The sequence below is a fragment of the Nocardia araoensis NBRC 100135 genome (assembly GCF_000308435.1).
Lineage (GTDB): Bacteria > Actinomycetota > Actinomycetes > Mycobacteriales > Mycobacteriaceae > Nocardia > Nocardia araoensis.
On the sequence record NZ_BAFR01000199.1, the window covers coordinates 1 to 14548 of the forward strand.

A 14548-nucleotide genomic window follows, 5' to 3' on the forward strand; every position below is an offset into this window, starting at 1 on the left:
ACAACTGTGGACGGACAACGAAACGCCCTTCGTAGCCCCTGCGACTGCGATCTGATGGTCGCGCCCCTGATTTGCCCCGGGGGCGTGGCGTGACGAAAGCGCTGCTCGCGGTACATGTCCTGACAGCGATCATTGCCATCGGCCCGGTCACCGTGACCTCGAGCATGTTTCCGCCAGCCGCACGGCGAGCGGCCGAGTTCGGTAGGGACCGCGACCACGCAGTCGTCGCAACGTTGCATCGCATCTGCCGCGTCTACGCCGGAATGGGAATCGCCGTCCCGGTCTTCGGCTTCGCTACCGCAAGCAGCCTGGGCGTCCTCAGCGAAGGATGGCTTATCGCGTCGATCGCCCTTACAGCCGCTGCGGCAGCAGTGCTCGGGCTGCTCGTCATCCCTGCACAAGCCGTGCTGGCAGGTGAAAACATCACACCTGCCGGGCAGTCGCCAGTCGATGAGCTGGCCGCCGCGAAATTGGCCATGTACACCGGCGTTTTCAACCTGCTCTGGGCAGTCGTCACGGTCCTGATGATCGTGCGTCCCGGATCGACGACAGGAGCCTGATCATGAACCCTCGGCATGCGCTCCGCATCGCAGCCATCACCGAGCCACTGTCGCTGTTTGTCCTCCTGCTCAACCTTGTCACCGTGCATTGGCCGATGGTCGCTACACTGATCGGCCCCGTACACGGATGCGCCTACATTGCCGTCATCGTCCTGGTCTTCCGACTGGAGGGAGCTGGACGCGGCGTCAAAGCCACCGCGCTGCTCCCCGTCGTCGGCGGGCTTCTGGCTTTTCGCGCCCTCAGCCGTCGCGAGCACCCTGTTCACCATGCACCAGGTACCGCACCCGTCGAACAGGCCGCCCTCGAACTCTGACAGCCGACGGTACTTGCCCGGAGGACTCACGTATGACCGACCACTGCGTCACACTCATCGATGTGATCGAGCCCCCGCGATCGGCTCGACAAGTTGATCAGACCGCGCAGCCCGTGGCGCAGCGTCGACCATGTCGATTCTCCACCGCTTGATGTCGACTGGGTCAACCACCGGCGGCTGTACCGCTACTGCGGCGAGATCCCGCCCGCAGAGATGGAAGCCCGCCTACCACTCTTCCGGCCCAACCAGCAATCCGCCGGGCTGTCGCCGAGCATTCCGTCCCTGGTCACGTTGTTCCTTTGAGTTATTCCGCGAACAGTGTGACCCCGTCATATGGAACACTTGGGTCCGGTGCCAGCCCCGGTCCCGGCCGGCGGATTGTGTTGCGGCGTTGCGAATATCGCCGCGACGGTCGGCGGCGGTAATCGCGCAATGCCATCGAAGTGGGCGATTGGTCCCAGCCAGCGGTTCCTCGTGGTGCCGATCCCGGAGGGCTGCGCGGCTTCGCCGACTACCAGCCCGTGGTGGACACCGCGCGGCCTGGGCATTCCAGCGGGACCGGTGGAAGCGCGCACTGGCCGTGGTCTGGTGTGCGGGCCTCGCGGTGCTCGGTTTCGGAGCGACGAGCGCGGTATTCGATCGGCTTTCCCCGGCGGATAGGCGACCAGGGTTCGCCGTCAGCGCCGCGGCGGCGCGGTCAGGTCGAGCTGTGTACCCGCGGTGGCGTCCAGGGTCGCCATGCACATCCGCAGGACCTCGTCACGCGAAACACGTTGGTGGACGAGCCATTCGACCGCCACCTCGCGAATGAAGGCGATCCATCCGATCAGCGCCGCAGCGGCGACCTCCCGCGCGTGTCCTGTGGCGCCACACGCGTCGAGGAGGCGCTCGCACAGGGCATTCAGGTCCTCGACCACCGGTCCGCGCACCGCCGGATCGGCGGCCAGGGCGGTGCGGTTGGCGATAAGAACCAGCGGAACGTGGTCGCGGTAGAAATCCAGATGTGCCACCAGGGTCCGGTAGGCGGCGGTGCGAACCGGCTCCTCGGGGTCGATGCGCAGTTCGGCGAGCAGTCGATCGTGGGCTCGTTTCCAGATGGCCGCGAAGAACTCCCCCTTGGTGGGGAAGTAGTGGTACATCAGGGCGCGGGAGGCGCCGGCGTGGGCGGCGATGTCATCCATCGAGAGTTCGTCGTAGGAGCGTTCGCCGAACAGTCGTGCGCCTACGTCCATCAATTCGTCGCGGCGCTGCTCGGGGGTGAGGCGGCGTCGGCTCGGCATCTGCTCATGGTAGGCGTAGGCGTGCGGTGGTTGACGCGAGCCGCGGCAGCGGCCTACCGTAGTAGCTTATTCTACAATCGTCTAATAGGGGTCGGTATGCGACGAGTGCTGCAGATCTGGTTACTGGTGTTCGGGTTGGCGTGTGTGGGAATCGCGTTGGCACATCTGTTTTTCGGTACTGCCAGCATCATCGGTGCGGGGCCGGTGAACGCCACCATCGATTCCGATATGCGCTTCTATGCCGTCGTGTTCGGCGCTTACGGGATGGCCGTGGCGTGGTGTGCGCGCGATGTGGAGCAGAAGGGGCCGGCGATCAACTCGCTCGGCGCCGTCTTCTTCGCCGGGGGGCTCGCCCGACTGCTGGCGTGGGTGGTGAGCGGGGAACCCAATTGGTTCTATGTGCTGATGACGCCGGTGGAACTGCTGATTCCGATCCTGAACTACTTCCTGGTGCGGGCGGTGTGCGTGGACCACGCGTCCAACGACGGCCGCGCATGCATAATCCAGAGCGGCCCGATCCGAAATTCGCATTCCATCACTGCCGCACTCCCGTTCGAATTGGAGCTACAGCTCGACGGATCGGACCGCCCGAAACGGGTGCGAGTAGTGGACGTCTTCACCGTGAACGAAGAGGGACTCGTTACGTCCATGAAGGCATACTGGTCACCCGAAGATATCCAGGAAATCTGACGAAGTAGGCCCCCAACTGCTCTTGATCACCGTCGGGTCTTGCACGATCTATGTATAGGCACCAGGGACCTACGGGGGAGCGAAAGTCGGTGTCCGCCAAGCCGCATCGACACCCGCACCGGGTGTTCGGTCCAGCTCGACCACTACCTGGAAGTGCTGAAGATCAAACCGGGCGCGTTCCCGGGCTCGACCGCGCTGGCCCACGCCCGCACGGCGGGAGTGTTCACCCGTGCCCACGAAGCGTTCCGGGCAGCGGCGCGACGAGTCAACGGCGACGCTGAAGGCGCCTGGGAGCTCTGATCGAGGTGTTGTTGCTGCACCGCAGCCTCAACGCTGCCGATGTGATCGCCGGAAGCGTGGCCGCCCTCGAGGTCGGGGCGTGAGCGCCGATGTGGTCGCGGTCGAGGCCCGCCACCCGACCACCAAGAGGGCTGGCGTCGAATTGGACCTCACCACACCGCCCACCACCTCCGGCAAGGGCAGCGAGTTGTCAGCCTCACCCAACGCCGGCTCACCGACCCGGCTGCGATTACCGCCGTGCTGCCCCCGACCCGCGGCCCTTGCCACGCGTCACCGCCTACGACGAACTCCTACCCCGCCGCGTCACCCCACCACACCACCCATCACCGATGCGTCCGACGCCGAAGAGAGCAGCGCCTCATGAGCCAGCCCAAAACCCCGCAATCCCGCCGCGGCCGACCGGTGGGCCTGGCTGCTGCTGGCCGCCTACACCCAACTCCTCTCGCCCCAGCCTTGCGGCCGACCAACGGCGACCTTAGGAGAAACCAGCTACGACTTACACCCGCCCACGTCCGTCGAAGGTGTGGGCACCTGCGCACCTAAGCCCCTCTGCCCCGCCAGTGCGCCAAAACCCACCCGACCCGTGTTTGCGGTAGTCAGGCCGGCAGCCAGCGCTCTTCGTAACCGGTGCGGTGGGCCAGCCGGGCCAGTCCACCCAGGAACAAGCGTTGCAGCCACAGGGGAACGTAGGCGATGTAGCCATCCTGATATTTCCACAGTAGTGCCAGGGCGAGCGGATTTCGTGGGACTCCCGCGCGGGTGGTCGTACCGGCAGCGTCCAGGGCTTGCCACAACTGAAACATCTGCCAGTGCCGCAGCGGTGGACGGATTTCGTGATCGAGCACGGTGTCCGGCGCCTCGGTCCAGAACTCGTGCACCGCACCCGCTTTCGCGTGCGCTGCATCACCCTGCACTGCGATCGTTTCAGCGCCGTCGATGCGAAAACGGGCTTGTCCGTGCCGCACGGTCCAGGATTCCGTCAGCTCCGGATGCCAGTGCGGCCCCGCCTCGCGGCCGGGGGTCGGCAGATGGTGCCGCAGACGCAGATATGCACCGCGGTCGTCGACACCCTGATCGACCAGTGTTACCCGATGGCCATTGCGGAAGTGGAGGACGATTCCCATCGTTCAGATATAAAGGTAACCTTCATATTGTGTCAATGCCCTCCCCCACAGACGACGGTGGGCCCCCAAGCCTCTTGAAACTGCTCGTTCTGCTGAAGCACTCGATGGAAGGCGAGCTGAATCGCCGCTTGCGCGTCGCCCTCGATGAGGACATGCGCCCGGCGCACTACGCGGTCTTCCGCCATCTGGATCCGGCCGGCTCGCGCGTGGGTGACCTTGCCGAGGCCGCAGGGATGACGCAGCAATCGATGGGTGAGCTCGTTGCCCACTTGGAACGTTGTGGCTATGTCGAGCGACGAGTCGATCCGACCGACCGGCGAGCACGGTTGGTTGTAATGACCGAGTTCGGCCGATCAGCCTCGGCCACAGCCGGCGAAATCCTCGCTGACCTCGAGGACCGCGTCGCCGCCCGACTCGGGACGGACGGCCTGCACCAGTTACGCAGCCTCCTCGCGCAAGTTCATGAGATCCTCGCCGCCGATCGGCAGTGATATGGCGAACCGGTCAGCCGCATCGGTGCCGGATTCAGCGGCCGAGCCACGGTGCAATCTTTCAGTTTAGGAACGCGGAGACGTGTTCGGCTGCCCAGGTCGTGAAGCTGAGGGCCGGGCGACCGAGAAGTTCGGCGACGGTGTCCGTGGTCGGGCCCGGTCGGCGGACATAATCGGCCAACGAGCCGAGCAACCGGTCCGGGATCTCCTCGGGCAGACCTTGAGCCGTCATGGAAGCGCGCACCTGTTCCGGCGCGATCTCGACGAAGGACAGCTCGCGCCCGGTTACTTCGCCGAGAATGCGCACCTTTTCGTACTGGTTCAGCGATGTCGGCCCGGTGAGCACGTACCGGCGACCCGCGTGGCCGTCCTCGGCGAGGGCTCGGACCGCCATCGTCGCTATATCGCACTCGTGGATCGGGGAGGTAGCAGCCGAGCCGTAGGCACCGCGCACCACGTCGCCGCCGCGCAGCTGCGGCACCCAGGCCAGAGCGTTGGCAGCGAAATCCGCGCACCGCAATACGGTCCAGGCCAGACCCGACGCCTCGGCGGCGGCCTCCAGCGCGGTGAATCCCGCGATGAACCGCGGCTCGCCCGCTGGGTACGCCACGGTCGCCGCCGACACCACCACGACCCGCCGCACCCCGTGTGCTCGTGCGGCCGTCAGGATATCGGAGGCCGATTCGGTGACAGCACGTGAGCTGAGCAGCACCGCGTGCGCGTCGCGCCACACTTCTTCGGGGATCTTCGCAATCGACGGGTCGCCCTCGATCACCCGAACAGACTTCAGCAGTGCCGCGTTCGCCGCGACGCGGCTCACCGCGGTGACCTGTGCGCCCGCGCGGTTCAGTTGTGAAACAACCTCGCGGCCGATAATCCCGGTCGCTCCGATCACAACGAACATGACCGATCCTTCCTTTGATCGCGGTGGACGGCAACAGCCTCCATCGCTGACACATAATTCAAAGTGAGAACTCTCGAGTGGATCTCGCCCCACTACGGTTTTCGCGGGGCCGCCCGGATTGCAGACGCTATCGGCGTCGGGTATGAGCTGTCAGGATTCGAGGGAGGCGATCGGGGACTCCTAGGCTGCTCGCGGTGGCCAAATCGAAGACCGGGATGGCGATTCCGATTCCAGCGTAGATACAACACCGTCACCGGGGTCATTAATGAGGCTTCGTTTCTCGGTCACCCTTGCTATTTCGAGAGCCTGCGTGGCTGAAGGCCGACCTTCGCGCGGCCCACTGCGAAGCCTGTACCAGTACGGTGCGTTCGGGGAACAGGTAGGCCATCGCGGTTCGGCTCCATGAGCTCAGTCTGTGCGGATCGGGGAGCCTCCCGCAATGACATAACGCCCACAGATCCGGACACACTTGGGAATGGCACGAGGACCGGATCTGTGGGGTGGTTGTCCTTGTGGACCTGCGAGCCGCTTTCGCAAGATCGAAGTGTGTTGGTTTCAAAGCCCGCAGACGTGGTGGTGGCGGATGGCGCTGTGCTTGATATGGCAAGCCCAGTGCAAGTGCTGTAACTGGGCCGGGCATCGGATCCGTTGCGCTTCCTCGGACGGGCGGCCGGTGCGCACCGAGGTTGACTGCCACCGGTGACGGTGTAGTGGCCATCGCCCGCCGATGCGGATTCGGCTCCGAGAAAACCATGCGCCGGGGTTTCGGAAGGTTTTCAGCGTCACCCCGAACGACCGTCGCCAGCGGTTCGTCACCGCTACAGAGTAAAAGAATTCTGCCCGAACAAGGAGTTATCGTGCATATTCCACGTCGCCGTGCCCTCTGGGGCGGCGCAGCAGTCACCGGCTTGTTCCTCGCCGCGGCGCCCGCATGGTCGCAGGCGGAGCCGGCCGGGCCACCCTTGACACCGCTCGCCGTCAAGGCGCGTCTATTGCTCGACGAGGTGGCCCAGCCGCACGTTCGCAATCACAGCCTGCGCAGCTACTTTTTCGCCCGCGCGGTCGCCGAGGAGCAACGCCTGGCATGCGACGACGAAATCGTGTTCCTCATCTGCGCATTGCACGATATCGGCATGACGGACGTGGCCAACGGTGATCAGCGGTTCGAAATCGACGGGGCCGACTTCGCGGCGCGCTTTCTCGAAGACAACGGCGTCACCGACGCCCGGGTGGACCTCATCTGGGATGCGATCGCCGCGCACACTTCGGGATTCATCCATTCCCCGGTGTACCAGCGCCGCCGCCCACCGGAAATCCAAGCCGCCGTGACCGGCATCGGGATCGACCTCGGCGGCGGCCCCTCCGACCTGCCGCCCGGCTACGCCGACCGGATACACGCGGCGTATCCGCGACTCGGCGGAAGCGCCGCGCTGTTCCGCACAATCGAGCAACAGGGCTTGGCGAATCCCCGCAAGGCGGGGCCCGCGACTTTCGCGGGCGAGGTCGTGCGTCAGCGTCACCCGGATGTCCCGTACGAAACCGTCGAAGACATTATCGCGGCAAGCGGATGGGCCGACAACTAGTCAGGTACCTTCGGTCCGGCGTGCCGAGGGGCTGGGTTCGAGACAGTAGAGCAGACCTTGCCGGGCAAATGCACTCAGCTGCGACGCTGCCACCGGAGTGCCTCAGCGCCGCCGCGGCCGAACTAATCAGTGGCCGCGGCGGCGACGTAGAGGGCGGCAGTGATCGGTGTCTTATTCGGACAATGCTCGTTCGACCGGCCGGTCGGCACCAGCGGGCGAGATTCTCCCGGTGCGAATTCTGAGCAATGCGAACGTGATCAGTGCGATTCCGGCCAGCGCGGCCCCGCCGGGAAGCCACCACGACACCAGCCGCAGTTTCGTTTCGACCGAATTCAGTTTGTCGACCGCATCGGCCGAAGAGTCGTCCCTGCTGGCGAGTTTGCTGATGGACAACGTGATGGGTGCACCGGCCGGGAGTCCGATGGGAACGGCGGTAAGCGTTGTCGTCTGCTGCAATCGGACCGGAGTGCCGAATTGTTTGTCCGCGAGCACATCCAACTGCAGGTGCGAGCGGAGCTCGAGCGGGATCCGTTCTGGAAGCGGCTGATTCGGCACCGGCATGCCGAGCGTCGCCACTGCCGACGCGGGAATCGACGATCCATCGCCGCCGAACCGCTGCGCGATTGCCGTGCGCACCTTTGCCGGATCTGCCAGCGGAGCGTTTCCATCGGCGGTGTAGTGCAATACCTTCCGGCCATGGAATGTGGCCTCTTCTGCGAAAACGAGAGGTTGCGTCGTCCGGGTTGCCGCATCGTAGTAGGTGTAACCGTCGTGGGCGGGGTGGGGTGGAAGGCTGAATGTGATCGCACCGTGCTGGTCCTCGACCTCGGCTCCGCGGGGCGCTTCGGCCTGGCGCAGCGTGGTGCGATCGAGGGCGAAGGTGTGCTGTTCGGTGGACAGAGCCGGGCCCCGCGGGATTCCGAACATTTGAGAGTTGCTGCGCACGACGGCGGTATTACCGTCGACCTGCACCACCCGCACGCTGCGGTCGATTTCGACGTCGACGGTCGTCGCACCAGCGGGATTCGGTGTGGTCACCGAACCGGTGTACACACCATGGCTTTCGAAATCGGCCGGCAGGCGCATGAGCATCGGGACGACGACTACCCGGGTGGCGCCAGCGGCGAGAATGAGCGTGGCCCCGATCAGCGACCAGACGACGAGAGAACGCGAAATATTAATGGCTGACTCCTCGATGAGTGGGAAGCGAGTGAGTCAACGATGCAATGGCACACGGCCACGATCCATGGACGGATCGTCAACGTGGCCGCCCTCTTCGTCGTCTTTTTTACAATTTGCTACCGCAGATAGCCTGCACCCGCGCCGCCAGGAATTTCGAGATCGCATTCGGCGGCGAGCGCCCATGCGAATCCAACGAGACCGTCGGTCGAGGACGTCGACATGCCGGTGAGTTCCTCGATCTTGCCCAGCCGGTAGCGCAGCGTGTTGACATGGACCACCAGCGCGGCCGCGGTGCGCGGGATATTTCGATCTTGTTCGAGGTACACGCGCAGTGTCTGCTCCAGCATCGGCCCGAACTCTCCCGCGGTGCGCAGCGGCGCCAGCAACCGGTCCCGATAATATCGCCCGACATCGGGGACCGATGTGACAGCGAGCCGCCACCCCAGATCCTCGAACGCGACCACCCCGCTGCGACCCAGGTATAGCGCCGACTCGAAAACACGTCCGGCGATCTCGAACGAATCCCGCGCACGCATCAACGGCAGCATCGGGCCGATTCCCGCGACGACCTCCGCATCGCCAACGTCCGGCGGCGCCCCGACCACGCCCACACACTCGGCATCGACGACTGCGAGCACGGCGTTGCGCCGGCCATCTGCGGCCACTGTCTCGAGCCGACGCCGCAGCTGTTCCAGCGACATCGCCGAATCCCGGGGGCGGGCTCTGACCGCTGCATAACGCCCAGCGGGATCAAGTCCATAGAGCGCACCGCGCCCGCTGAGTTCGCCGGACGACAGATGTCCGGACAGCAGGCCGCGCACGAATGCCGCACGGTCATGGGTGTCGCCCAGGGCGCGCTCGATCCCCAACTTCTGGTACACCTTCGACGCGCGGGCGGTGAACGCGTCGCTCATCGACCACAGTCGGCGCACGCCGTCCAGCATGAGGTCCGGCGACGCACCGCATTCGATGGCCAACTCCGTGAAGCGAGCTTGTATCGCCGAGATCGATATCCGGTATCCGTGCAGCATGTCCTCGATCGGAATGCCCTGTCCGGCCCGCTCTCGGACGGTGATCTCCGCCTCGGGGAACTCACCGGGCGTCGCCGACCGCAAGGCGCGCACGGCCACATCGAGATTTCGCCGCACCGACGCCCTGGCCGCCGAATCCGGTACGCCCTCGTACGAGGGTAGTTCCAGGCGGATCAGCTCGATCGATCGTTGCGCCAGCAGCGGCTCCTCCGCTAGCAGCCGATCGGCTACCGCACCCAGCGTCGTCGCCGAGAAAGTTTCGCACATCGTCACGCCTCCACGCACTGCGTTGCTGTGAAGCTACCTCGCAACCTCGCTATGACGAGCCGAATCAGCAAAACGCTGGCGACGACTTGTCCCGGCCCCTTCACCGCACAGCGCCCGCCCGCCCCGACCGAGCCACCTCATCGAGCGACTCTTGCGACCGCGGTCCAGTCCCCCGGTTTCCCACCACCGCAGTTCTATGCGGGCCGTCCTTGCATATGCGGAACGTCCAATTCTATGATGATGGTCCAACTACTCACTGGAGAGTGCCCATGCGATTGATCACCTTTGCCGCCGAAGGTCGGCGTGTAGGAGCCTTGCTCAACGGCGACGACACGGTCCTCGACCTCGCCCTGGCCGCACCGGACCGGCCGGAATTCGCCTCCATGTCGACATTGATCGAATCCGGCGTGGAAGGGCTCGACCGCGCCCGCGAACTTGCCTCGGCTGCGCCGGAGCATGCACTGATCCCGGCGACAGCGGTGCGCTGGTGCCCACCCCTCCCCCGTCCGGCACGGATGCGCGATTGCGGCCTGTTCACCCAGCATTTGGCCGACGCGCTGCAACAGATCGCGCGCCGCCAAGCCGAGGGCGCGGGCGACGATCCGGAGGCCGCATTCCAGGAACTCATGGCCAGCGGCCGGTTCACCCTGGACCCTCTGTTCACCGAGCGTGTGCTGTACTACAACGCGGATCCGCTGCTGATCACCGGCCCGAACGACACCGTCGCGCCGCCGGAGGGCGCGAAGGAGCTCGACTATGAGCTCGAATTCGCCGTTGTTGTCGGCCGCGACGGCCGCGACATCCCTCCGAATCGAGCCCGTGACCATATCTTCGGCTACACCATCTACAACGACTGGAGCGCCCGAGATCTGCAACTGCGACTGATGCAAACCGGCGTCGGCCCGGGCGAGGGCAAGGACTTCGCCACCTCGCTGGGCCCATGCCTGGTGACCGCCGACGAGATCGCCGACCCCTATGCGCTCACCATGATCGCACGGATAAACGGCGAACAGTGGTCGTCTGGCAGCACCTCCACCATGACCCACTCGTTCGAGGACGCAATCGCCCAATTCAGTCGCACCGGCGGGGTTTTCGCGGGCGAAGTCATCGCATCCGGCACTGTCGCCTCGGGCACCGGATTCGATGCCGGCAAGCACCTGTCATCCGGAGATCTTGTCGAACTCGAGATCGAGGGCATCGGCATCCTGCGCAACCGGGTGGCGTTGTGAACGGCGTGCGTATCGCGGGCGCGGCGCGCACGGCATACGGCCGATTCCCTGGGCGCGGTGTCGCTGAGCTGGCGCGGACCGTGCTCGCCGACTGTCTCGCCGATGCCGGTGCCGAACCCGGTGAGGTCGGCGCGGTGTACTTCGCCAACACCGCACAGGGACTCGTCGAGGGACAGCACACGGTCCGCGGACAGGTCGCGCTGCGTGGCACCGGAGTCGCCGGGGTTCCGATTTTCAACGTCGAAAATGCTTGTGCCAGCGGTGCATCCGCGTTCCATCTGGCGGCTACTGCGATCGCGGCCGGACAGGTCGACGTGGCCATGGCGATCGGGGTAGAGCGACTGTCCGCAGCGGACCGTCCGACAGCAGGGCGCCTGTTCGACGGCGGCATCGACGTGGTGCGTCGTGACGATGATCTGGCTCGCCTCGGCGCCGAGCCGGGCGCGGGCACGATCTTCATGAGCATCTACGCAGCCTTGGCCGATCGTTACGGACTCGACCAGAAACAGCTCGCCGCGGTCACCGCCAAGAATCGCGCGCACGGCGCGCTCAATCCGTTAGCCACCTACCGCACTCCGCTGTCGATCGATGAGGTCTGCGCAGCCAGGGTGATCGCACTACCGCTGACCAAGCCGATGTGCGCGCCGATAGGAGACGGTGCCGCCGCAGTTCTGTTGTGCGGACCACGATCCCGGCTCGCCGGAAAGCGTGCGGTGCGCGTTCGGGCCACCTCGATCATCTCCGCCACCGACCGCGGTCTCGACGACGATACCGACCACATCTCCCGTCGCCTGGCCCGAATCGCGTACGAACAGGCCGGAATCGGACCACAAGACGTGTCCCTCGCCGAGGTCCATGACGCCACGGCCGTCGGTGAAATCCTGCAGACCGAATTTCTCGGCCTCGCTGACGCCGACGCGGCAGCCCGTGGTGACACCGCCCTCGGGGGACAGATACCGGTGAACACCTCCGGCGGACTCGAATGCAACGGCCACCCGATCGCCGCCACCGGGCTGGGGCAGTTGCACGAGCTGGTCACCCAACTGCGCGGCGAGGCCGGAGCGCGCCAGGTTGACCGGCCACGCCTCGCCTTGGCCGAGAACGGCGGCGGGTTTCTCGGCGTCGAGGAAGCCGCGGCGGCCATCACGATTCTGGAGGCGCCGTGAATACCGCTGTTCTGCTGGATCAGTCCGCCACCCGCGATCCTGGGGCGCCCGCGGTCTGCCACGGTGACGAGGTCGCTTACACCTATCGTGAGCTCGCAGACGCTGCCTGCGCTATCGGTCGGCTGCTGCGCGAACAGTACGGCCTGCGGCCGGGCGATCGGGTCGCCCTGGCAATGTCCAATAACGTCCACTACTTGGCGGTTATGTTCGGCGCGTGGTGGTCGCGCCTGGTGGTGGTACCGATGAATCCCCGCCTGCATCCCCGCGAGTTCGAGGAGCTCATCACCGACAGCGGGGCGAAATACTGTGTCACCACTGCGGATCTCGCGACACCGGACAACGTGCCCACCCTCGATGTCACCGCTCTGGCGCACCGCGCCCGCAGCGCGGAAGGTCGCGAGGCACCCGCCGCCGCGCGACCCGACGACACCGCGTGGCTGTTCTACACCAGCGGCACTACCGGGAAATCCAAGGGCGCCATGCTGACTCATCGCAACCAAGTGACCGCGGTGCTGTCGGCGTTGGCCGATATCGGCGATGCCGCCGATTCCGCGCTGCTGCATCTGACACCGCTGTCACATGCGGGCGGGCTGTTCGCGCTGGCGTTCGCCGCCAAGGGGAGGGCCAATCTGCTGCCCCGCGACGGTGCCGTGGACGCCGCCACACTCGCAGAGTCGCTCACCGCATTCGGTCCAGTGTCGTTCTTCGCGGTGCCGACCATCCTGCGGCGACTACTCGACCCGGCACTGCTCGCCGACGACCTGCTCCCACAGGTGCGACGAATCTTCTACGGCGGCGCGCCCACCTATGTCGAAGACCTGCGCGAGGTTGTCGCCCGTTTCGGCCCGCAGCGGTTGTGGCAAGCCTTCGGGCAGGGCGAATCTCCCTGCACTATCACGCATCTCACGCCAGGCGAACACACCGAGCTACCGATCCATGGCCGCCTGATGACCGTCGGTCACGCCCGCACCGGCGTCGAGGTGGCGATCATGGACGACAACGGCGCACTCCTGCCCGTTGGCGAGGTCGGCGAGGTGGTGGTCCGCGGCGACACGGTCATGGCCGGTTACTGGAACAATCCTGCGGCCACCGCCACCACATTGCGCGACGGGTGGCTGCACACCGGCGACCTGGGCCATATGGACGACCGTGGCCGCCTCACGCTCGTAGACCGCGCCAAGGATCTCATCATCTCCGGCGGATCCAACATCTATCCGCGCGAGATCGAAGAGGTACTGCTCACCCATCCCGCAGTGGCCGAGGTCGCCGTCGTGGGACGGCCCGACCCCGAATGGGGCGAACTCCCGATCGCCTTCGTCGTCGCCGAATCGGTGAAACCGGCCGAATTGGACGCCCTGTGCCTGGATCGGCTGGCCCGCTACAAGCGGCCGCGCGATTACCGCTTCCTCACCGAACTCCCCCGCAACGGCTACGGCAAGGTCCTCAAAACCGAACTGAGACGCAGCGTCTCCGCACAGAAAGGTCAGCAATGACGCGACTGATAGATCTCACTTACCCCATCGACCCCGCTTTCCGTGACATGGTGCCGCTGCCGGAGCTGGCCAAGATCGTCGGCCCGACCGTGGAGTGGGCGACGCACACCGGCGCCGGCCGAGACATGCTGGTCTCATTCTTCGGTTGCAGCCCTGAGGATCTCCCCGACGGCGAGGGTTGCGCCGGTGAGGAGCTGAACAGCTTCGGCACACACTGCGGCACCCACGTCGACGCCCCCTGGCATTCCGGCAGTGTCAGTGAGGGTAAACCGGCGCGGAAGATCAGCGATATCGATCTTTCCGAGCTGTACGCCCCGGGCATGGTGCTCGACGTGCGGGAGTGGGCGCGTCCCGGCGAGGCGATTCCCGTCGACGCCCTGAAGGCGGCGGTGGCGGCCACCGGGCGCGACATCCAGTCCGGTGACGCGGTGCTCATCCGCACCGGGCAGGAGCAGTACCCGATCTCGGACCTGCGCTACTTCAACTATCCCGGCATGTCCGCAGAGGGCACTCGATTCCTCACCGACCAGGGCGCCAAGATCCTCGGCACCGACGGTATGGGATGGGACCGTCCGATCCCAGCGATGGCCAAGGCCTACAAAGAAACCGGCGACCGACGCCACATCTGGGACGGCCATTACACCATCCGCGACAAGGAGGCATTCATCGTCCAGCAGATGGACAATCTTGCTGCCCTGCCACCCTCCGGATTCACCGTCGGCTTCTTTCCCCTGAAACTCATCGGTATGAGCGCCGCGCCGGCCCGCGTCATCGCCTTCCTCGACGACTGACCGTCTGTTGAAACCGCCCCCGCTCGCCGCCGCCGCGCCGTGAGCGGGCGCGGTTTGAACAGACGAGGTTCGTACGGTGACAGTGTCAGGCAGCGCCGTCAGTTCGTGTCACCGCCTGGTGCCAGCACAACGCGTCGATCACT

General features: G+C 65.6%; 15 protein-coding genes and 1 pseudogene. 11 read left to right on the forward strand and 5 right to left on the reverse strand.

The genetic code is table 11. From position 1 onward, the window contains the following. Window positions 1–89: 89 nt before the first annotated feature. The 3 genes from ON21_RS25590 to ON21_RS38690 all read left to right on the forward strand — a co-directional run bounded on the left by ON21_RS25590 (window position 90) and on the right by ON21_RS38690 (window position 1177). Complete coding sequence (locus ON21_RS25590) at window positions 90–560, forward strand: DUF2269 family protein (protein WP_039801756.1); 471 nt, start codon at window positions 90–92, stop codon at window positions 558–560. Between the two features lie 2 nt (window positions 561–562). After that, the gene (locus ON21_RS25595; protein WP_063821129.1) at window positions 563–874 is read left to right on the forward strand and encodes a DUF3817 domain-containing protein; all 312 of its coding nucleotides are present in this window, start codon (window positions 563–565) and stop codon (window positions 872–874) included. A gap of 93 nt (window positions 875–967) precedes the next feature. Next, window positions 968–1177, forward strand: coding sequence for a hypothetical protein (locus ON21_RS38690; RefSeq protein WP_157170967.1), 210 nt, complete (start codon window positions 968–970; stop codon window positions 1175–1177). 374 nt (window positions 1178–1551) lie between these two features. On the opposite strand, the gene ON21_RS25600 is transcribed toward ON21_RS38690, so the two are convergent. Then, complete coding sequence (locus ON21_RS25600; RefSeq protein WP_039801758.1) at window positions 1552–2154, reverse strand: TetR/AcrR family transcriptional regulator; 603 nt, start codon at window positions 2152–2154, stop codon at window positions 1552–1554. Window positions 2155–2259: 105 nt separating this feature from the next. On the opposite strand from ON21_RS25600, the gene ON21_RS36570 reads away from it, so the two are divergent. Continuing rightward, window positions 2260–2844, forward strand: coding sequence for a DUF4345 family protein (locus tag ON21_RS36570; RefSeq protein ID WP_063821130.1), 585 nt, complete (start codon window positions 2260–2262; stop codon window positions 2842–2844). 120 nt (window positions 2845–2964) lie between these two features. Continuing rightward, window positions 2965–3446 (forward strand): annotated as a pseudogene (locus ON21_RS40230) (IS21 family transposase); the annotation flags it as partial. A gap of 294 nt (window positions 3447–3740) precedes the next feature. Here ON21_RS40230 and ON21_RS25610 read toward each other — a convergent pair. Continuing rightward, a complete protein-coding gene (locus ON21_RS25610) occupies window positions 3741–4268 on the reverse strand; it encodes a cupin domain-containing protein (protein ID WP_039801760.1) in 528 nt (175 codons plus the stop codon). 74 nt (window positions 4269–4342) lie between these two features. Between ON21_RS25610 and ON21_RS25615 the strand changes: the two genes are divergently transcribed. After that, window positions 4343–4759 (forward strand): MarR family winged helix-turn-helix transcriptional regulator, encoded by a 417-nt coding sequence (locus ON21_RS25615; RefSeq protein WP_245562730.1) that lies wholly within the window; start codon window positions 4343–4345, stop codon window positions 4757–4759. Between the two features lie 61 nt (window positions 4760–4820). On the opposite strand, the gene ON21_RS25620 is transcribed toward ON21_RS25615, so the two are convergent. Beyond that, window positions 4821–5663, reverse strand: a complete 843-nt coding sequence (locus ON21_RS25620; RefSeq protein ID WP_039801764.1) for an NAD(P)H-binding protein — start codon at window positions 5661–5663, stop codon at window positions 4821–4823. A gap of 857 nt (window positions 5664–6520) precedes the next feature. Between ON21_RS25620 and ON21_RS25625 the strand changes: the two genes are divergently transcribed. Further along, window positions 6521–7246 (forward strand): HD domain-containing protein, encoded by a 726-nt coding sequence (locus tag ON21_RS25625; RefSeq protein ID WP_039801766.1) that lies wholly within the window; start codon window positions 6521–6523, stop codon window positions 7244–7246. 171 nt (window positions 7247–7417) lie between these two features. Here the strand turns inward: ON21_RS25625 and ON21_RS25630 are convergent, their stop codons facing one another. Together ON21_RS25630 and ON21_RS25635 are read right to left on the reverse strand one after the other, a co-directional pair. Next, the gene (locus tag ON21_RS25630; protein WP_083880887.1) at window positions 7418–8443 is read right to left on the reverse strand and encodes a porin PorA family protein; all 1026 of its coding nucleotides are present in this window, start codon (window positions 8441–8443) and stop codon (window positions 7418–7420) included. 101 nt (window positions 8444–8544) lie between these two features. Then, window positions 8545–9726: a PucR family transcriptional regulator gene (locus ON21_RS25635; protein WP_039801770.1), complete on the reverse strand. Its 1182-nt coding sequence runs from the start codon at window positions 9724–9726 to the stop codon at window positions 8545–8547. 269 nt (window positions 9727–9995) lie between these two features. On the opposite strand from ON21_RS25635, the gene ON21_RS25640 reads away from it, so the two are divergent. Genes ON21_RS25640 through ON21_RS25655 form a run of 4 tightly spaced genes read left to right on the forward strand, consistent with a single transcriptional unit; the run spans window position 9996 to window position 14405 of the window. After that, a complete protein-coding gene (locus tag ON21_RS25640; RefSeq protein ID WP_039801772.1) occupies window positions 9996–10955 on the forward strand; it encodes a fumarylacetoacetate hydrolase family protein in 960 nt (319 codons plus the stop codon). Next, window positions 10952–12121, forward strand: coding sequence for a thiolase family protein (locus ON21_RS25645; RefSeq protein WP_039801774.1), 1170 nt, complete (start codon window positions 10952–10954; stop codon window positions 12119–12121). The genes ON21_RS25640 and ON21_RS25645 overlap by 4 nt, the downstream gene beginning before the upstream one ends. Next, the gene (locus ON21_RS25650) at window positions 12118–13614 is read left to right on the forward strand and encodes an AMP-binding protein (protein WP_039801776.1); all 1497 of its coding nucleotides are present in this window, start codon (window positions 12118–12120) and stop codon (window positions 13612–13614) included. The genes ON21_RS25645 and ON21_RS25650 overlap by 4 nt, the downstream gene beginning before the upstream one ends. Then, window positions 13611–14405 (forward strand): cyclase family protein, encoded by a 795-nt coding sequence (locus ON21_RS25655; protein WP_083880889.1) that lies wholly within the window; start codon window positions 13611–13613, stop codon window positions 14403–14405. The genes ON21_RS25650 and ON21_RS25655 overlap by 4 nt, the downstream gene beginning before the upstream one ends. Window positions 14406–14548: the final 143 nt, after the last annotated feature.